At 43.8% G+C, this 18,778-nt stretch carries 21 protein-coding genes and 1 other annotated feature; of the genes, 19 read left to right on the top strand and 2 right to left on the bottom strand.

Annotated elements, in window-relative coordinates:
* Positions 1-2 precede the first annotated feature (2 nt).
* The gene (locus tag ECA1_RS08995) at positions 3-962 is read right to left on the bottom strand and encodes an ABC transporter substrate-binding protein (protein WP_060792280.1); all 960 of its coding nucleotides are present in this window, start codon (positions 960-962) and stop codon (positions 3-5) included.
* Between the two features lie 202 nt (positions 963-1,164).
* Here ECA1_RS08995 and ECA1_RS08990 point away from each other — a divergent pair, with 202 nt between their 5' ends.
* The 9 genes from ECA1_RS08990 to ECA1_RS08950 all read left to right on the top strand — a co-directional run bounded on the left by ECA1_RS08990 (position 1,165) and on the right by ECA1_RS08950 (position 7,422).
* Positions 1,165-1,956, top strand: a complete 792-nt coding sequence (locus tag ECA1_RS08990) for an ABC transporter ATP-binding protein (RefSeq protein ID WP_060792279.1) — start codon at positions 1,165-1,167, stop codon at positions 1,954-1,956.
* Entirely contained in the window at positions 1,953-2,933 is a 981-nt protein-coding gene (locus tag ECA1_RS08985; protein ID WP_060792278.1) for a FecCD family ABC transporter permease, read from the top strand. Before ECA1_RS08990 ends, ECA1_RS08985 begins: the two co-directional genes overlap by 4 nt.
* The gene (locus ECA1_RS08980) at positions 2,933-3,910 is read left to right on the top strand and encodes a FecCD family ABC transporter permease (RefSeq protein WP_060792277.1); all 978 of its coding nucleotides are present in this window, start codon (positions 2,933-2,935) and stop codon (positions 3,908-3,910) included. The genes ECA1_RS08985 and ECA1_RS08980 overlap by 1 nt, the downstream gene beginning before the upstream one ends.
* 90 nt (positions 3,911-4,000) lie before the next feature.
* Positions 4,001-4,540, top strand: a complete 540-nt coding sequence (locus tag ECA1_RS08975; protein ID WP_010749307.1) for a 5-formyltetrahydrofolate cyclo-ligase — start codon at positions 4,001-4,003, stop codon at positions 4,538-4,540.
* Positions 4,541-4,552: 12 nt separating this feature from the next.
* On the top strand, positions 4,553-5,221 hold the full coding sequence (locus tag ECA1_RS08970; protein WP_060792276.1) for a rhomboid family intramembrane serine protease: 669 nt from the start codon (positions 4,553-4,555) through the stop codon (positions 5,219-5,221).
* A 30-nt stretch (positions 5,222-5,251) separates the two neighbouring features.
* Complete coding sequence (locus tag ECA1_RS08965; RefSeq protein ID WP_005229394.1) at positions 5,252-5,461, top strand: YqgQ family protein; 210 nt, start codon at positions 5,252-5,254, stop codon at positions 5,459-5,461.
* The gene (locus tag ECA1_RS08960) at positions 5,461-6,432 is read left to right on the top strand and encodes an ROK family glucokinase (RefSeq protein ID WP_005229395.1); all 972 of its coding nucleotides are present in this window, start codon (positions 5,461-5,463) and stop codon (positions 6,430-6,432) included. The genes ECA1_RS08965 and ECA1_RS08960 overlap by 1 nt, the downstream gene beginning before the upstream one ends.
* Before the next feature lie 83 nt (positions 6,433-6,515).
* On the top strand, positions 6,516-6,917 hold the full coding sequence (locus ECA1_RS08955) for a rhodanese-like domain-containing protein (protein ID WP_005229396.1): 402 nt from the start codon (positions 6,516-6,518) through the stop codon (positions 6,915-6,917).
* A 148-nt stretch (positions 6,918-7,065) separates the two neighbouring features.
* Positions 7,066-7,422, top strand: coding sequence for a DUF488 domain-containing protein (locus tag ECA1_RS08950; RefSeq protein WP_016610725.1), 357 nt, complete (start codon positions 7,066-7,068; stop codon positions 7,420-7,422).
* 55 nt (positions 7,423-7,477) lie between these two features.
* Here the strand turns inward: ECA1_RS08950 and ECA1_RS17115 are convergent, their stop codons facing one another.
* Positions 7,478-7,645: a DUF3042 family protein gene (locus tag ECA1_RS17115; RefSeq protein ID WP_017144401.1), complete on the bottom strand. Its 168-nt coding sequence runs from the start codon at positions 7,643-7,645 to the stop codon at positions 7,478-7,480.
* Positions 7,646-7,795: 150 nt separating this feature from the next.
* Here ECA1_RS17115 and ECA1_RS08945 point away from each other — a divergent pair, with 150 nt between their 5' ends.
* From ECA1_RS08945 to argS, 10 genes are all read left to right on the top strand, one after another.
* A complete protein-coding gene (locus tag ECA1_RS08945; RefSeq protein ID WP_060792275.1) occupies positions 7,796-8,953 on the top strand; it encodes a galactokinase in 1,158 nt (385 codons plus the stop codon).
* Between the two features lie 41 nt (positions 8,954-8,994).
* Complete coding sequence (galE, locus tag ECA1_RS08940) at positions 8,995-9,993, top strand: UDP-glucose 4-epimerase GalE (RefSeq protein WP_005229400.1); 999 nt, start codon at positions 8,995-8,997, stop codon at positions 9,991-9,993.
* Between the two features lie 3 nt (positions 9,994-9,996).
* Positions 9,997-11,481, top strand: coding sequence for a UDP-glucose--hexose-1-phosphate uridylyltransferase (galT, locus tag ECA1_RS08935; protein ID WP_060792274.1), 1,485 nt, complete (start codon positions 9,997-9,999; stop codon positions 11,479-11,481).
* 32 nt (positions 11,482-11,513) lie between these two features.
* Positions 11,514-12,494 (top strand): LacI family DNA-binding transcriptional regulator, encoded by a 981-nt coding sequence (locus ECA1_RS08930; protein ID WP_060792273.1) that lies wholly within the window; start codon positions 11,514-11,516, stop codon positions 12,492-12,494.
* A gap of 263 nt (positions 12,495-12,757) precedes the next feature.
* The gene (gene tsaB, locus ECA1_RS08925; protein WP_060792272.1) at positions 12,758-13,483 is read left to right on the top strand and encodes a tRNA (adenosine(37)-N6)-threonylcarbamoyltransferase complex dimerization subunit type 1 TsaB; all 726 of its coding nucleotides are present in this window, start codon (positions 12,758-12,760) and stop codon (positions 13,481-13,483) included.
* Positions 13,467-14,009 carry a ribosomal protein S18-alanine N-acetyltransferase gene (gene rimI, locus ECA1_RS08920; protein WP_060792271.1) on the top strand — a complete coding sequence of 181 codons (543 nt, stop codon included), beginning with the start codon at positions 13,467-13,469 and terminating at the stop codon, positions 14,007-14,009. Before tsaB ends, rimI (ECA1_RS08920) begins: the two co-directional genes overlap by 17 nt.
* Positions 14,002-14,475, top strand: a complete 474-nt coding sequence (gene rimI, locus ECA1_RS08915; protein ID WP_005229417.1) for a ribosomal protein S18-alanine N-acetyltransferase — start codon at positions 14,002-14,004, stop codon at positions 14,473-14,475. The genes rimI (ECA1_RS08920) and rimI (ECA1_RS08915) overlap by 8 nt, the downstream gene beginning before the upstream one ends.
* Positions 14,468-15,487, top strand: coding sequence for a tRNA (adenosine(37)-N6)-threonylcarbamoyltransferase complex transferase subunit TsaD (tsaD, locus tag ECA1_RS08910; RefSeq protein WP_060792270.1), 1,020 nt, complete (start codon positions 14,468-14,470; stop codon positions 15,485-15,487). Before rimI (ECA1_RS08915) ends, tsaD begins: the two co-directional genes overlap by 8 nt.
* 136 nt (positions 15,488-15,623) lie before the next feature.
* Positions 15,624-16,637, top strand: a complete 1,014-nt coding sequence (gene argF, locus ECA1_RS08905; RefSeq protein ID WP_060792269.1) for an ornithine carbamoyltransferase — start codon at positions 15,624-15,626, stop codon at positions 16,635-16,637.
* 80 nt (positions 16,638-16,717) lie between these two features.
* Positions 16,718-16,911, top strand: a binding site (T-box leader).
* 127 nt (positions 16,912-17,038) lie between these two features.
* Positions 17,039-18,730, top strand: a complete 1,692-nt coding sequence (gene argS / locus ECA1_RS08900) for an arginine--tRNA ligase (RefSeq protein WP_005229423.1) — start codon at positions 17,039-17,041, stop codon at positions 18,728-18,730.
* Positions 18,731-18,778: the final 48 nt, after the last annotated feature.

Genomic DNA, 18,778 nt, shown 5'->3' with positions numbered 1-18,778 from the left:
CATTAGTCCAATTTGCTCTGGATATCTTCGATCATTTTGGTGTAGGCGATCGGACCGTTGTAGAGCCAGCTTGATTCAGGGCCGAATTCCCATAAATGATTGTTTTTGACTGCATCAAGATTTTGCCAGACTTGTTCACTGAAAAAATCAGCGCCTTTATCACTATTCACTAAAATCAGGTAATCGGCATCCAATTCTGCTAATTTTTCCAGAGAAACGGCAGACCAATCAGCAGTGGCACTTTCACTGATTTCCGAAACCAGTGCGGGAACTTCAAACCCGAGTTCGTGATACAGCAGCTGACCGCTTGATTTTGTTTCTGAAACCATGAAGACAGAGTTATTGACCACCCATAAAGCAGCGATCGACTTGCCTTGGATTTGATCAGCGTACGTTTCCTTGGTAGCAGCGACTAAGTCATCATAATCAGCTTCTACTTGGGCAGCTTGCTCTTCTTTGTGTAACACCTTTGCAATATCTGTCAGACGTTCCCGCCAGGTCACGTCTTCGCCATTTGTGACCACATAGGTCGGCGCGATTTTACTGTATTGATCATATTTGTCACCTTCCACCATGGAATTGCTATCCATCAGTAGCAGGTCTGGCTCAAAGCTCAAGACATCTTCAAAGGGCAGATCGTAGTTGATCCTTGGAACCTCCGCCAGTTTGTCTTGCAAGTATGCTTGATCACTGTCATTGCCGACGGTCCATTGAGCAACCGGTGTTACCTCTAAAGCGACCAAATAATCTTCCAAATAACTACCAATCACCCGCTGTGGGTTTTCGGGAACAGTGACTTCATTTCCCATCGCATCGGTAAAGGTTGTTGCTATTTCTGAAGAAGTAGTGGCTGATCCACTGCTATCCGTTGAGTCATTATTCGTGCTGCAAGCACCCAGTAGGGTAAGGGAGCAGGCAGCTAGCAGGGTAAGCCAAGTACTTCTTTTTGACCATTGTTTCATAAAAACACTTCCTCCTTTGTTACATGTTGAGCACTTATTGTTTTAATTGAGAATAGTTCTCATTTGCTGATAGCTATTATCACGAAGAAACGCTTCTTTGTCAATCTTATTTTTTTATTTCCTTTTTTTAGAACTATTGACGAATAGTAGGATTACATTCATAATTGATAAGCATTATCAATCATTTATTTTGGGGACGAATATGGCGAAATTACGAACAGTTGACTTGAGTGTCGGCTATCAAAAACAAAAAATTGTGCAAAATCTAACAATTGAGATGCCAGAAGGGAAAATCATCGGCTTGATTGGTCCGAACGGCAGTGGGAAATCGACGTTTTTAAAGGCACTTGCCCGAATTTTACAGCCATTGTCTGGTGAGGTCCTCTTAGATGCACAAAACCTGCAAAACATCAAAACCAAAGAAGTGGCGAAAAAGATTGCGCTGCTCTCACAAGTTAGCGATTCATCGATTGGCTTGACGATTCGCGAAATTGTTTCTTATGGTCGTTTTCCCTATCAAAAAGGACTAAATAGTTTATCGGAACAAGATCTTGCGGCGATCGAATGGTCTTTGCAGGCAACGGGTTTGACGGCACTAGCAGATGAAACGATCAGCACGCTGTCAGGGGGACAAAAACAGCGCGTTTGGATCGCCATGGCACTTGCGCAAGATACGGATATCGTGATTTTAGATGAACCAACGACCTTTTTAGATCCAGCGCATCAATTAGAAATTTTGCTCTTATTACAGCAAATCAATAAAACCTACGGAAAAACGATCATTATGTCGATTCATGACCTGAATCATGCCTCTCGTTTTTCTGATTATATTTATGCATTAAAAGGTGGAGAACTGTTGGTCTCTGGTACACCAGAAACAGTGCTGACCAAAGAGTGGCTACAGCGTTTGTTTGAGATCGACGCCATGTTAGGAACCTTTCCTAATAGCACAAAGCCATTGGTCTTGACCTATGAGTTAGGAGCCCAAGCATGAAAAAGTTTTCTTGGTTGCTGCTGCTTTTTAGCGGCTGCTTTATTATCTGTTTCTTTTTGGCGATCACCCAAGGCGCTGCAGACCTTTCCTTTGAAACGATCTGGAATGCTATCTTTGCTTTTGATTATGAGAATCAGCTGCATCAAGTCTTGCGCAATATTCGATTGCCCCGTGTGTTGGCTGCTTTTCTAGTAGGAAGTTGTTTTGCTGTTACGGGAGCTATCATGCAGGGAATTACGAAAAACGCTCTGGCAGATGGCGGTCTTTTAGGTGTCAACAGTGGGGCTGCGATGGGATTAGCGATCGCATTTATCCTATTTCCTAGTATTCAACCGAGTCAAGCGGCGCTATTTTCGTTTTTTGGTGCCTTTGCGGCAACTGCGCTGCTTTTTTTATTGACTCGCTATGCCAAATTGGGTATGTCACCTACAGGTTTGATTTTGGCTGGTGTGGCACTAAGTTCTTTTTTCTCAGCCATCAGTCAGACCCTGTCACTGCAATTTGATTTAAATCAAGAGTTAGCCTTTTGGTTTATCGGTGGTGCCGCAAATGTGACTTGGCAGCAACTGCGTTTTGTGGGCCCCATCTATCTGATTGCCATCGTTTTTGTGCTACGTCTAGGAAAAGCGTTGAATCTGTTAGCGCTAGGAGATGACACCGTCATTTCATTAGGCAAGCACCCGCATCTGATTCGGGCATCTGCCTTACTGTTAGTCGTAGTTTTGGCGGGAATGGCAGTTTCGCTTGTTGGACCGGTCAGTTTTGTCGGCTTAATGGTTCCTCATGTCGTGCGGGGAATGGTGGGCAAAAACTATCAACTGATTTTGCCTTTGACGATCCTTGGAGGGGGAACACTGGTGATGGCCGCTGATCTGGCTGGCCGCCTGATCAATCCGCCCTTTGAGACACCCTTTGGGATACTGATGGCATTGATTGGTGTGCCTTTTCTATTGATCAAGATACGGAGGGAAGGCTGATGAAAAAAACACTCTCTGTTTTTTTCCTACTGCTGATGGTCGCTTTTTTAGGAAGTGTCATGGTGGGAAAAACAATTTTATCCTTTCAGACATTAGGGGCAATCTTTCAAGGAACGGCATCTTCGAGTCAAGTACTGACTTTTACTGAGTTTCGACTACCACGGGCTTGTCTAGCGCTGATCGCTGGTGGTGCCTTTGGTTTTTCTGGGTTTGTCTTGCAAGGAGTAACGAGAAATGAGTTGGCTGATGCAAGTATCGTAGGAATCAACAATGGGGCAGGGCTCTTTGTGTTGATCTACTTAGGTTTTTATACCCAAGGATCGCAGCTTTTGCCTGTCGTTGGGATCATCGGTGGTTTATTAGCTGCTGTACTGGTCTATTTGATTGCCTATAAGCACCGCCAATTGTTATCGATGGAGCGAGTACTGCTGGCGGGAATCGCCGTCAATGCAGGGCTGGCGGCGGCTACCTTACTCTTTACGGTGGAATTATCAAAAGACCGCTATCGCTTTGTAACAGCGTGGCTTTCTGGTTCGATTTGGGGAACTTCTTGGCAGCAAATCACCAGTCTGCTTCCTTGGGTCATCGTATTGTCTGCCGCAGCTTTCTGGACCGTACCAAGGTTTAACTTACTTGGCTTTGGCGAGGAGCAGGCAATTAGCTTAGGGGTTTCTTTGACCCGTTTGCGGACGTGGTTTTTAGTGATCGCGGTTGGTTTGGCTGCCAGTACGGTTGGCTATACTGGTAATTTAGCCTTTGTGGGCTTATTGGCGCCTCATATCGCTAAGGGACTCATCGGCAGAGAATCTCGCAGTGCCTTTTTCTTAGCGGGAATGATCGGCAGTCTGCTAGTCTTAGTCAGTGATACGATCGGTCGTTTGCTATTGACAAGCGGCGAGATCCCAGCTGGTATCATCATTTCTATCGTGGGGGCACCGTACTTTGTCTTTTTGCTGATCCGACGTAAAGAAGAATGAGCAACTAGTCATGATCTTGCCAAGAAATCTGCGATTCTAGTTTGCTATTTGGACACAGTTTTTGGTACTATTTCTGAGAGGAGTGATCCAATGGAAAAACCAGTCATTAGAGAGCACATGATCCAAACATTAAAACAAATGCCAATCAAACAAAAGCAGCAGAAAGAAACGCTGATTTTGCAGTTGCTGTTTTCTTCTCAGATTTGGCAAACAGCTGAGTCAGTAGGTGTGATCCGTTCGTTGCCATTTGAATTTGATACAGCGGCTATTTTTGCTAAAGGATTTGAACAAAACAAACGAATCGCAGTGCCGAAAGCACAACAGAAAAAATTGCAGTTTTATCATGTGGAGCCGACAACGCGTTATGAAGCGTCGGCATTTGGAGTTGAAGAGCCGATCAGTGAGCAAGAAGCCCATCACTTGGATTTGCTGATTGTTCCCGGTTTGGCGTTTTCTAAAAACGGCTATCGCATCGGCTTTGGCGGTGGCTATTATGATCGTTTCTTGTCAGCTTTCGATGGCAAGACCGTTTCTTTGGTCTTCGGAGAGCAATTCAACGATCAATGGACACCAGATGTATTCGACATTCCAATCGATAAAATCTATACGGATTCGCTTATTCGCACGTAAAGGAGCACGTCAATGAATTCTCAAATGAAAAGATGGCTGAATCAGCCGGTCTTCACGTATCTGTTTTTAGCTATCCAAACAATTGTGTTTATCTTAGGTTATTTTAGTCCCTCTATTCAATCAGGCGGGGTGATGTTTGGTCCGTTTGTCGTTTATTTAAATGAATATTGGCGTTTCGTTACCCCGATCTTTCTACATTTCGGTTTGGCTCATTTTGCGATCAATTCTGTGATTCTGTATTATATGGGGCAGCAAGTAGAAGCCATCTATGGTCATAGCCGTTTTTTTGCCTTGTATTTGCTAAGCGGCATCATGGGCAATACCATGAGTTTTGCCTTCAACCAAATAGGGGTTCAATCAGCAGGCGCTAGTACTTCTTTATTCGGACTTTTCGGGGCATTTTTGATTTTAGGTTGGCATTTTAGAAATGATTACCGCATCCAAGCAATGGTACGGCAATTTTCCCTATTCGTTGGATTGAACCTGGTTTTTGGGGTGTTTGATCAAACGATCGATATGTGGGGACACATTGGCGGGATCCTCGGTGGTTTATTGCTAGGGAATCTTTTGGCATTGCCAAAGAACTATGGAAAATATTCGATCCACACCAGAATCCTCTCTGGCGTACTCTTTGTTTTCTTATTGGCTATTTTTGTGATATATGGTTTTAAAAAATATTAATTACTTGTATAATAAGCAGGAAGTGGTTAAATGGAAACGTTATATGACGTACAACAATTACTGAAACAATTTGGTGTTTACGTATATGTCGGCAAGCGGATCTACGATATAGAACTGATGCAAATCGAGCTGAAAAACTTTTATGACAGTCGCTTGATAGATCGGGATGTATATCTGACTGCCCGGCGAATTCTTACGCGGGAGCATCGAATTGAAGAAAGCCGGGAGGAAAACAAGTGATGGACAAAAAAATCATCGGAATTGATTTAGGCGGAACAACGGTGAAATTCGCTATTTTAACGAGCGAAGGCGAGATTCAGCAAAAATGGAGTATTGACACCAATATTCTTGATGAAGGCTCACATATTGTGCCAGAAATCGTGGCATCGATCAATCATCGCCTAGAATTATATGGCTTACAGCCAGAAGCATTTATCGGTATTGGTATGGGGACACCAGGAAGTGTCGATCGTGACAAAGGAACCGTCATCGGTGCCTACAATCTGAACTGGAAAACACTTCAGCCAGTCAAAGAACTGATTGAAAAAGGCACAAAAATCCCCTTTGCCATCGATAACGATGCCAATGTAGCAGCTTTAGGTGAGCGCTGGAAAGGGGCAGGGGATAACAATCCTGATGTCATCTTTATCACACTAGGTACAGGTGTTGGCGGCGGTATCATCATGGAAGGGCAATTGCTTCATGGGGTTGCTGGTTGTGCTGGAGAAATCGGTCATATCACTGTTGATCCTGAAGGGTTTGAATGTACTTGCGGCAAACGTGGTTGTTTAGAAACGGTTTCTAGTGCGACGGGTGTTGTGCGAGTTGCTCGACAGTTGGCAGAAGAATATGCTGGCGATTCGGCATTGAAACAGCAGCTGGACAATGGGGAAGATGTTTCAAGTAAAGATATTTTTGAAGCGGCTCAAGCAAACGATCCATTTGGCTTGATGGTCGTTGATAAAGTGTGCTTCTACCTTGGGTTGGCATGCGGAAATTTAGGAAACACATTAAATCCATCAAGTATCGTTTTAGGTGGAGGCGTATCAGCAGCCGGTGAATTTTTACGTGAACGGGTTGCTGCCTACTTTGCTCAGTTTACCTTCCCACAGGTAACGGAAAGTACCGAAATCAAATTGGCAGAACTTGGGAATGATGCCGGTGTGATCGGGGCAGCATCATTAGCTTTGCAATTTGCAGCAAAAGCTTAGATGCCAAGCTGCTAGGCAATGATACATTCAAGCAGCATAAATCAAAAAAAGAATGATTGTTACAATAGAGAGGAATAGAAGAAATGACACCAATTATGTGGCTAAACTTGGTTTTGGGATTAATCATCTTAGCAATCGCTTTGAACTGGGCGTATTTTCAAATCATGGGACGCCGTTCAGCAACGATCATCTCAGAAGATGAATTCAAAGCAGGAATGAAGAAAGCCCAAGTGATCGATGTTCGGGAAAAAAATGAGTTTGACAGTGGACATATTTTAGGGGCGCGTAATATTCCTTTTACTGTTTTAACCAATTCCTTCAGCGCATTTCGTAAAGATCAACCGATCTACTTATATGACACGCGTAAATCGTTGAGTATTCGCGCAGCGAATAAATTACGTAAAGAAGGCTTTACCAATGTCTATATCCTAAAAGAAGGATATGAAGGCTGGAGCGGCAAGACGAAAAAGAAAAATAGTTTATAAAACAGAGAACTCAAGGCAAAAGAACACAAGCAAATTTGAATGAGTGACGAAACACCAAACGGAGTGTTTCAAGTAAGTCATTGTTCAATTTACATTGTGGGCTTTTGCCTTTATTTGAACTTAGGTCTATCAATAAGGAGAGTGTGCGTTGATCAAGCGAAAAAGAATTTATGAAGCGGCGGAAACGACAGATGGCTATCGGGTATTGGTGGATCGCATCTGGCCTAGAGGGATGAAAAAGGAAACAGCTCAGATCGATCTATGGCTCAAAGCAGTCGCACCAAGTACTGAATTGCGCAAATGGTTTGGGCATGATCCTGAACGTTTTGATGCGTTTAAAGACCGCTATCTACAAGAATTAGAGAAAGCGCCCGCAAAAGTTGCCTTGGCACAGTTAAACGCGTTGGTTGCTGAACAAGAGACCGTGACCTTACTATACGGAGCGAAAAATGAAGAACAAAATCAAGCCGTGATTTTGCAGGACTTACTGGAGAAGGAAGAATGATACCTAAAAGAGCCGCCAGCCTATTGAAGGCTGACGGCTCTTTTGTAGCAAATGATTAACGGGCAACGCTTTTACGCATCGCACGTTTCCGTTTTTCATCATGATCCGCTTGTTGTTCATCAATTGGATCAATCACTTGTTTCTTGACCGTCATAACAACACTTGCAGCTGCAGCAACCGTTGCGACTGTTCCTACTAAAAATCCTGAAAGAAATCGTTTCATCATTAAACACCTCGCCTTTAGTTATAGGTTCATTATGAATGAAAACGGAAAAAATATCAAAAAAAATCACTTTTGGGATTGAAAACGCTTGAAATTATTTAGTAAATATTTTACAATAAGTTTACTAAAAAGAAAGTGGGAGTGAGAGAAATGGAGCAATTGCAACAGATATTTATTGATAAATTTGGAACAGAAGGCACAGGCATGTATTTTGCACCAGGGAGAATCAACTTGATCGGTGAACACACGGATTACAATGGCGGTTATGTTTTCCCGGCGGCGATCACATTAGGGACGTATGCAGTAGCACGAAAACGTGAAGACCAGTTGATCCAACTCTATTCAGAGAACTTTCCAGAAAAAGGCGTGATCTCCTTTTCGTTAGATGAGCTGGATTACCGAAAAGAAGATGATTGGACAAACTATCCGAAAGGAGTCGTTCGTTTCCTAAAAGAAGCGGGGCAAGTGATCGATCGAGGCTTTGACATCGCTTTTTATGGCAACATTCCGAATGGCGCAGGTCTTTCTTCTTCGGCATCGATTGAATTGCTGACGGGGGTTTGTCTAAAAGATCTCTTTGATTTAACCCTGACGACCTTGGACTTAGTTAAAATCGGCAAGAAAGTCGAAAATGAGTTTATTGGCGTTAACTCAGGGATCATGGATCAATTTGCGATCGGAATGGGTCAAAAAGACCATGCATTGCTTTTAGATACGAACACGTTAAATTATGAAGTCGTACCAGCGGCATTTGGCGATTATGTCGTAGCGATCATGAATACCAATAAGCGCCGCGAATTGGCTGATTCTAAGTACAATGAACGACGTGCAGAATGTGAAGAAGCATTGGCTCGTTTGCAAAAATCATTAGCCATTGATTCATTGGGCGCATTAGACGAAGCAACCTTTTTTGCAAATACAGCATTGATCGATGATCCACGCTTGATCAAACGGGCGAAACATGCGGTGACGGAAAACCAACGGACATTGAAAGCAAAAGCTGGTTTGACTGCTGGTGATCTTGAAGAATTCGGCCAGTTATTAAATGCCTCCCATGCTTCATTGCGAGATGATTATGAAGTGACAGGGCATGAACTAGATACACTAGTCGCAGCCGCTCAAGCGCACCCTGCTGTTCTAGGTGCGCGGATGACTGGTGCGGGCTTTGGCGGTTGCGGGATCGCATTGGTCAAAGCAAGTGAATGGGCTGATTTCGAAGCGTCAGTCAAAGCAGCCTATTTAGCAGAAATCGGCTACGCAACCGACATTTATCAAGCAAGTATTGATGATGGTGCACGAAAACTGTAGAATAAGAAACGATGAAGGAATGAAGAAAGAAGGCTGAAAATATGGCGATTTTAGTATTAGGAGGAGCCGGCTATATCGGTTCTCATGCAGTCGATCAATTGATCGAACAAGGAAAACAAGTCGTTGTCGTTGACAATTTGCTGACAGGACATCGCCAAGCGATCCATCCAGCAGCAACCTTTTATGAAGGAGATATTCGCGACAAAGCATTTTTACAATCGGTATTTGAAAAAGAAACGATCGATGGCGTGATTCACTTTGCTGCCAGCTCTTTGGTGGGAGAATCTGTGGAAAAACCATTGAAGTATTTCAACAATAATGTGTATGGGATGCAGGTCCTCTTAGAAGTGATGAAGGAACATCAAGTGAAACATATCGTCTTTTCCTCTACAGCAGCAACTTATGGGGAACCTGACCATAGTCCAATCACAGAAGAAACCCCAACAAATCCTAAAAATCCATATGGCGAAAGCAAGTTGATCATGGAAAAAATGATGCGTTGGTGCGATGAAGCTTATGGAATGAAGTATGTCGCATTGCGTTATTTCAATGTGGCTGGCGCGAAGTCGGATGCTTCGATCGGTGAAGACCATGATCCAGAAACACACTTAGTACCGATCATCTTGCAAGCTGCTTTAGGACAACGTAAAGAGGTAGCGATTTTTGGGGAGGATTACGATACTCCAGATGGTACTTGTGTTCGCGATTATGTCCATGTCGAAGATCTGATCGCTGCTCACCTGTTGGCATTAGAATATTTACAAAAAGGCAATGAGAGCAATGTCTTCAATCTAGGCAGCAATCATGGGTACTCTGTGAAAGAAATGGTGGAAGCTGCTCGCAATGTAACGAAAAAAGAGATCCCAGCCAGAGTGGCGCCTCGCCGTGCCGGTGATCCAAGTACCTTAGTGGCATCGAGTGAAAAAGCACGAAAGGTTTTAGGCTGGAAACCAGTCTATACCGACGTCGAAGCAATCATCGAGACTGCTTGGAATTGGCATGTCAGCCATCCAAATGGGTATCAAGGGCAGGAGGAATAACCAATGACGATCAGCCAAACAATCAGCGATTTCGTCACTTTAGCAATCAAGGCTGGCGGCTGGATGGAAATGGATCGTATTTATTTGCAAAACCGAGTACTAGCCATGATCGGGGAAGCTGTTTTTGAGCCCAGCGAAATTCGTTCTGTCGATCGGTCCTCCATTGATTTGATGGACGAGCTGGTGGCATGCGCTTTAAGCAATCAGCAAATTGGCGATTCTCACGCAGAAAGAGAAATCTTTGAAGCACAGTTGATGGACTTTTTGACGCCACCGCCTTCAGTAGTCAATGCTTTTTTTGCGCAGCATTATGCCAATGATCCTAAAGAAGCGACGGATTATTTCTTTGAGCTGTGCCGTCAAAATGATTACATCAAGACTCGGGCCATCGCAAAGAATATCGTGTTCCCAGTTGATACCGAATATGGGGAGATCGAGATCACGATCAATTTATCAAAACCTGAAAAAGATCCCAAGCAAATAGCGAAAGAAGGAGCTGCTGCTTCTGTAGATTATCCGAAATGTCTGTTGTGTTTGGAAAATGAAGGCTACCAAGGACGAGTCAATTATCCAGCGCGGACCAACCATCGGATCATCCGTATGAATTTGGATAATGAAGCATGGGGCTTTCAATATTCGCCCTATGCCTACTACAATGAGCATTCGATTTTTCTCTCTTTAGACCATCGTCCTATGAAAATCAATTTGCAAACCTTCGCTCGCTTGTTGCAGATCATTGAAGTGATGCCGCATTATTTTGTCGGGTCCAATGCCGATCTGCCGATCGTTGGGGGTTCGATCTTGTCTCATGACCATTATCAAGGGGGACGGCACACGTTTGCCATGGCAAAAGCGCCGATCGAGCAACGCTTTTCTTTAACTGGTTTTCCTGATGTCGCTGCGGGGATCGTGAAGTGGCCAATGTCGGTGATACGACTACAAGCGAAAAACAAACAAAAATTAGCCGCCGCTTGCCAATATGTGTTCGCCCAATGGCAACAGTACTCAGATCCAAGTGTTTCGATCAATGCCTTTTCAGAAGATGGAACGCCTCATCATACGGTGACACCGATCGCACGCAAGCAAGGAGAGCTGTTTGAAATGGACTTAGTCTTGCGGGATAATAATGTTTCCAAAGAACATCCTGACGGCATTTTTCATCCGCATCAAGAAGTGCAGCATATCAAAAAAGAAAATATCGGATTGATTGAAGTCATGGGCTTGGCAGTTCTCCCGCCGCGTTTAGCTCCGGAACTAGAAGAAGTGACTGCTTATCTATTGAATCAGCCCAATCAGATCGCGGCATACCATATTCCTTGGGCAGATGCGATCAAAGCCCAGCACCCAGAATGCAATGCCGAAAACGTGTCGCAGATTTTACGTAATGCATTAGGGGAAGTCTTTACACAAGTATTGACGCATGCAGGCGTCTTCAAGCGAGACCAGACAGGGCAAGCGGCCTTTGCTCGCTTTATAGCTACTTTATAAAAAAGTTCCCCGCAAAAAAAGGAGGCTGGAAGATGGCAACGATTAAAGATATTGCACAACAGGCTGGCGTCTCGCCAGCCACTGTATCACGGGTGCTGAATTACGATTCAGAATTATCGGTCAGTTCTGAAACCAAAGAGAAAATTTTTAAAGCCGCAGAAGCACTCAATTACACAAAACATAAAAAAAAGAGTCAGCCAGAAACCAGTAGTATGCGCTTGATCCAATGGTTTGATACCGAGGAAGAATTAGCGGATCTTTACTATTTAGCGATCCGTATCGGGATTGAAAACAAAACCGAAGAATTAGGGATTCGTTTGCTGAAAGAACCCTACGAAGGATTGACTGATACCGCAGTCGATGGAACGATTGCACTAGGGAAATTTGATGATCACCAGATTCGACAATTGAAAAAAAGCCAATCCAATTTGTTGATGGTCGATTTTGACGCATTGGCTCAGGGCGTCAATTCTCTGGTGGTGGACTTTCAACAAGCGGTGGATTTAGTGATCGATGACTTTATTGCAAAAGGCCACCAAAGGATCGGCCTGTTATCAGGCGTTGAGTTTACCAAGGATCATCACCAAGAAATCGAAGACCCTCGGCGCCGAATTTTTGAGGAACGGCTCCGTCGGTTGAAGCTGCACCACCCACAATATCATCTCAGCGCACCGTTTACAGTAGAGGGCGGTTATGAGGCGATGAAAGAGTATTTGCAGCAAAACAAAGAGTTGCCAAGTGCTTTATTTGCTTCCAGTGATGCCTTAGCGATTGGCGCTATGCGTGCTTTGCAAGAAAAAAACATCAAGATTCCTGAGGAGATCGCAATTATCGGCTTCAACGATGTCAGTGTTGCAAAGTACGTCTTTCCGACGCTGTCAACCATCAAAGTTCATACGGAATGGTTGGGGGAGCTGGCAGTGACGACCTTGCTGGATATCATTACGAATGCAGCACCCGTTCCTCGCAAAGTTACGATCGCAACGGAACTGATTACGCGCCAATCCTCTTAGCAACCAGTTGAATCACCGAAGGATGTCGTTACACACGTCAACTGAGTTTTAATGGAATAACAAAAAAATGACTATCGTCTTACCCGAACCTTTAAACAGCCTCGTCGGTTTGCAGCTGCAGCCGTGCTTGCTTTTTTCAAAGGTTCGGGTATTGTTGTCCTATTGTTTTTTTCTAAACGCAGGCATCTTTTTGGAGACTTGGTTGGGCATTTGATTAGAATATGGTAGAATATGAGAGAGTTTTTTGAATGGGGAGAAGATAGATGAAAACATTAGCGATTGATACCTCAAACCAGACACTGGCGGTTGCGGTGGTCGATGGTCAAGAAGTGTTGGGACAAAGCCAGACGATGGCGATCAAAAACCACAGCACAGCATTGATGCCTGCCATTGATGGATTGATGCAAGCGGTGGGGATGGCACCTAAAGAGCTGGAGCAAATCGTTGTTGCGAAAGGTCCTGGTTCGTATACAGGTTTGCGAATCGGCGTCACAACAGCAAAAACGCTGGCGCAAACATTGAACATCCCGCTGATTGGTGTTTCTAGTTTGAAAGCAGTCGCTGCCAATTGTGTGGGCGTATCGCAAGTGGTCGTGCCGTTGTTTGACGCTCGCCGTCAAAATGTCTACGCAGGTGCCTACCAATGGCATAATGGGACCTTAGAAACAAGGATCAAAGATCAGCATATCTCACTGTCTGAGTTATTGGCCCAGCTAAAAGCAGTCGATGGTCAAGAAGTGCTATTTGTCGGCGCCGATACCGTCAAATTTAAAGACATGATCGAGGCGGAACTGCCGACAGCCCGTATCAATCAAGTGTCGTTATGGAATTACCCCAATGGCGTTGTTTTAGCTGCTATTGCGAAAGAAGAAGCGCCGGTCGCTTCGATCCATGATTTTGTACCAGACTATTTAAAATTAGTTGAAGCCGAAGAAAAATGGTTAGCCTCGCATGAACCGGGAGTGGATGCCTATGTTGAAAAAATTTAAAACGATGACGGGAAAGCTGGCTCTTTTCCGTCAGATTCAATACCCAGAGCGTAAAAAAGAGATACGAGGGGAAACGTACGTTGTTCGTGAATTAGTCGGTGAAGACATTAAAGAGCTGCTGCAGGTGGAGCGTCTCGTGTATGCGGGGGAACTGCCTTGGACCAAGAGCGCCTTTTTGTCAGAGCTTTATTCACGGGTCAAACATCTTTATTTGGGCATCTTGCATAATGAGCGGATGATCGGGTTTATCGGGGTGCGGATTTTAGGCGCTGATGCCCATATCACCAATATCGCGATCATTCCTGATTATCAAGGAAAAGGGATCGGTTCTTTCTTGCTAGGAGAAATCGAACGTTATGCACGGAAAAACAAATGCGACCGTTTGACATTAGAAGTTCGCCTGGGCAATCGTGATGCGCAACGTTTGTATCGGACCCTCGGGTTTGTTTCACAGGCGATCAAAACGGCGTACTACACCGAAGGCAATGAAGACGCATTGGATATGGTGAAATTTTTAAATGACTAACGAACAAGCAGATCAAACGATCCCGACACCGCAAATGCTCTGGTCATTGGCAGATCAGAGCTATCCCTTTGGCTCGCCTTGGAATGTGCAGCAATTTCAACAAGATTTGCAAAACAGCAACAGTCGCTATTTGTTCCGTTATGGAAAAACCAATCAAGAGCTGATTGGGTTTCTCTGTTTTCAGCAAGTGCTGGATGAAGCAGAGCTGTTTAATGTAGCGGTTTTACCAGCGTATCAAGGTCGTGGTTTGGCGAAAGAATTGTTGAAACAAATGGAATCGCTCGTGGAACAAACCGATGGTCGGCGGATCTATCTTGAAGTGCGTGTATCGAATTTGCAAGCACAAGCTCTTTATTTACGTATGGGCTATACAGTCATCGGTCGTAGAAAAAAATATTACAGTCATCCAGAAGAGGATGCGTTGATTATGGAAAAGAAAGTAGGCGGACAAAAATCAAATGAATGAATTGATTTTAGCCATTGAAAGCAGTTGTGATGAAACCAGTGTGGCAGTGATTAAAAACGGCGACACCATTTTAAGTAACATTGTTGCTTCGCAGATCAAGAGCCACCAGCGCTTCGGCGGTGTCGTACCAGAAGTCGCTAGTCGTCACCATGTCGAACAGATTACTTTATGCATCGAGGAAGCATTGACACAGGCCGACACCCAACCTGAAGAGTTGTCAGCTGTTGCTGTTACCTATGGTCCAGGGTTGGTTGGGGCACTGTTGATTGGGCTTTCTGCAGCAAAAGCCTTTGCCTGGGCCCACAGCTTACCGCTGATTCCGGTCAATCACATGGCAGGACATATTTATGCAGCTCGCCTAGTGAAGCAATTGGTTTTTCCTTTAATGGCATTATTGGTCAGCGGTGGCCACACCGAATTGGTGTATATGGCAGAAGATGGCTCTTTTGAGATCATCGGTGAAACGAGAGATGATGCCGCTGGTGAAGCCTATGACAAAGTCGGTCGTGTTCTGGGGTTGCCTTATCCTAGTGGGAAAGAAATTGATCGCCTTGCGCATCTAGGCAGTGATACGTATCACTTTCCTCGAGCAATGATACAAGAAGATAATTTTGATTTTAGTTTCAGCGGCTTAAAGAGTTCCTTTATCAATTTTGTGCATAATGCACAGCAAAGAGAGGAAGCTTTGTCAGTAGAAAATCTAGCAGCTAGTTTCCAAGCCAGCGTTGTCGAAGTATTGGTTCACAAAACGTTGCGGGCATGCCAAGCTTATCCTGTAAACCAGCTGATCGTTGCTGGGGGAGTCGCGGCGAATCAAGGCTTGCGTGACGCTTTACAAAAAGCGATGCAGGAATTGCCGGAAGTGGAATTGTTGATTCCACCGTTGCGTCTTTGCGGAGATAATGCGGCCATGATTGGAGCTTATGCCCATGTTGCGTTGAAAAAGCAGCGCTTAGCAGATCTTTCATTGAATGCTGATCCAAGTGTCAGCTTTGCCCATACGATTTCTTAAGATGATTGCACCTAAGATCCGTTCTTAGGTGTTTTTTTTGGTTTCTTTATGAGCAAATAGAAGATCTTGTTGTATTTTATTTCATAATTTGATATTATCATGTATAATTATTAGTTAATTGAAGGGCGGGTATGCAATGACATCGGTTTTTAAAGGACGCAGTTTTTTAGCAGAAAAGGATTTTACAAAAGAAGAACTACAATATTTGATTGATTTTTCCCAGCACTTGAAAGAGATGAAGGCCAACAATCAACCACATCGCTACTTAGAAGGAAAAAATATTGCACTTTTGTTTGAAAAGAATTCGACACGGACGCGAGCAGCCTTTACGGTTGCAGCGGTGGATCTGGGGGCACATCCGGAATTTTTAGGGGCCAATGATATTCAGTTGGGGTCTAAAGAATCCGTTGAAGATACCGCCAAAGTATTCGGCCGTATGTTTGACGGGATCGAGTTTCGCGGCTTTAGCCAACAGGTTGTCGAAGATCTGGCCAACTATTCAGGCGTACCTGTTTGGAATGGTTTAACGGATGAATGGCATCCAACGCAAATGATCGCTGACTTTTTAACCATTCAAGAAAACTTCGGTGAGCTGACTGGCTTGACCATCGCATACTGTGGGGATGGGCGCAACAATGTCGCTAATTCTTTATTAGTGACCAGTGCGATTTTAGGGGTCAATATTCATGTCGTCACTCCGAAAGTCTTGCAGCCAGAAGCAACCATCATCGCACAGGCACAAGCCTATGCCAAGCAATCGGGCGCAAAGATTTTGGTGACTGATGATGTGGATCAAGGTGTTCTAGGCGCTGATGTCGTGTATACCGATGTTTGGGTATCAATGGGTGAAGAAGAAAAATTCCAAGAGCGGATTGAACAGCTGCTGCCGTATCAAGTCAACCAATCGTTGATGAAAAAAACACAAAACGATCAAGTGATTTTTATGCATTGTTTGCCAGCATTTCATGATGATCAGACCACGTATGGCAAAAAAGCAGCGCAGGCGTATGGAATTTCTGAGATGGAAGTCACTGATGAGGTCTTTCGTAGCAAGTATGCCCGTCAATTTGATCAAGCCGAAAATCGTTTGCACTCAATCAAAGCGATCATGGCAGTGACTGCTGGAGATCTATTTATTCCTAAAGTATAAAATAATTTTTTTTTGAAAATGCCAAAATCTCGCTAGCCAAACAAACATTTCTTTGCTATACTTTCTGGGAAGTAAATAGCCTTGATTTGATGAAACAAGAGAAGTAGCGATTCGAGTATCAGTTAGCGAGTTCGGGGTGGTGGAAGCCGAATTGATCAGATTGTGAAACGCACTTGTGAGAATTTGCCAAGCAAACGGAATTCTGCCGTTATCAGAAAAAAGTAGGTCCGAAAAGGACAATCAGAGTGGTACCGCGGGAAATCTCGTCTCTAGTGCATGTTATGCGCTAGAGGCTTTTTTGTTTTTATCAATCATTTCTTGCATGAAAAACATACAACTGTTTGCTTGCTTCAAACAACGTTTCATCAAAAAATGGGTTCAGTCATTATAGGAGGGATACTATGAATAACAAAGAAATCGTCGCACAAGCGATCCATCAAGTAGTAAAAGAAGATCTATCGATCGAACAAGTTCAGCAATTACTGGAAAATCCAAAGTCAGCCGACCATGGGGATGTGGCATTCCCAGCCTTCTCGCTAGCAAAAGTCTATCGGAAAGCGCCGCAGCAAATTGCCGCAGACTTAGCAGAAAAAATCGATCAAGCGTCTTTTGAAAAAATTGAAGTGGTGGGTCCATATTTAAACTTCTTTATGGATAAAAAAGCAATCTCTGCCCACGTCTTAGAGATGGTTCTCAAAGAAAAAAATCATTTTGGCGATCAAACCATCGGCAATCAGCAAGCAGTACCCATCGATATGTCTTCACCCAATATTGCCAAACCCATCTCAATGGGGCATTTGCGTTCCACTGTGATCGGTAACTCGATCGGCTTTATTTTAGAAAAAATCGGTTACCAGCCAATTCGCATCAACCATTTAGGCGACTGGGGCACACAATTTGGGAAATTGATCGTGGCCTATAAAAAATGGGGGTCAGAAGAAGCGGTCAAAGCGGAACCAATCAACGAACTGTTGCGTTTGTATGTTGATTTTCATGAAGCTGCCGAGACAGATAAACAATTAGAAGATGATGCGAGAGCTTGGTTCAAGAAACTAGAAGATGGTGACCAAGAAGCAATGGATTTATGGCAATGGTTCCGTGATGAATCATTAAAAGAATTCAATAAAATCTATGATATGTTGGAAGTTTCCTTTGATTCATTGAATGGCGAAGCTTTCTATAATGATAAAATGACAGAAGTCGTGGAATTATTAGAGGAAAAACACTTGCTGAAAGAAGACCAAGGGGCAGAAATCGTTGATTTGGCTGCGTATGACTTAAATCCAGCCTTGATCCGCAAATCCGATGGTGCGACCCTTTACATCACCCGGGACATGGCTGCTGCATTGTACCGCAAACGGACCTACAATTTTGCTAAATCATTGTACGTGGTAGGAAATGAGCAAAGTTATCACTTCAAGCAATTAAAAGCTGTTTTGAAGGAAATGGGCTTTGAGTGGGCAGATGATATGACCCACGTACCATTTGGATTGATCACCAAAGATGGGAAAAAATTATCTACGAGAAAAGGGAAGATCGTTCTTTTAGAAGAAGTATTGAATGAAGCGATCGATTCAGCGAAAGAACAAATCACTGAAAAGAACCCAACGCTTGAAAACAAAGAAGAAGTTGCAAAACAAGTCGGTGTCGGGGCAGTCGTTTTCCACGACTTGAAAAATGACCGTTTGAATAATTTCGACTTTACGCTAGAAGAAGTTGTCCGTTTTGAAGGAGAGACCGGACCCTATGTGCAATATTCTCATGCCCGTGCCATGAGCATTCTTGAAAAAGCCGACTTTGATCCTGCTGCTGTCAGCAGTTTGTCATTGGCAGATACTGAGAGCTGGGAAGTCATCAAATTGATTCAGCGCTACCCAGAAACCGTGCTGCAAGCAGCAGAAAAATATGAACCATCCGTCATTGCTAAACATGCCATCAAATTGGCACAGGCCTTTAATAAGTATTACGCCAATGTGAAAATCTTGGCTGAAGATGCGGAAAAAGACGCACGTCTGGCTCTAGTTTATGCAGTAACGACCTTATTAAAAGAAGATTTACGGTTGCTTGGTTTACATGCACCCGACAAAATGTAACAAAAAAAGCTGTGTCCTTGTTTCGACAAGGACACAGCTTTTTTGTAG

The sequence above is a fragment of the Enterococcus casseliflavus NBRC 100478 genome, from assembly GCF_001544095.1.
Taxonomy (GTDB): domain Bacteria; phylum Bacillota; class Bacilli; order Lactobacillales; family Enterococcaceae; genus Enterococcus_D; species Enterococcus_D casseliflavus.
This window is presented reverse-complemented; position numbering and strand designations above follow the sequence as displayed.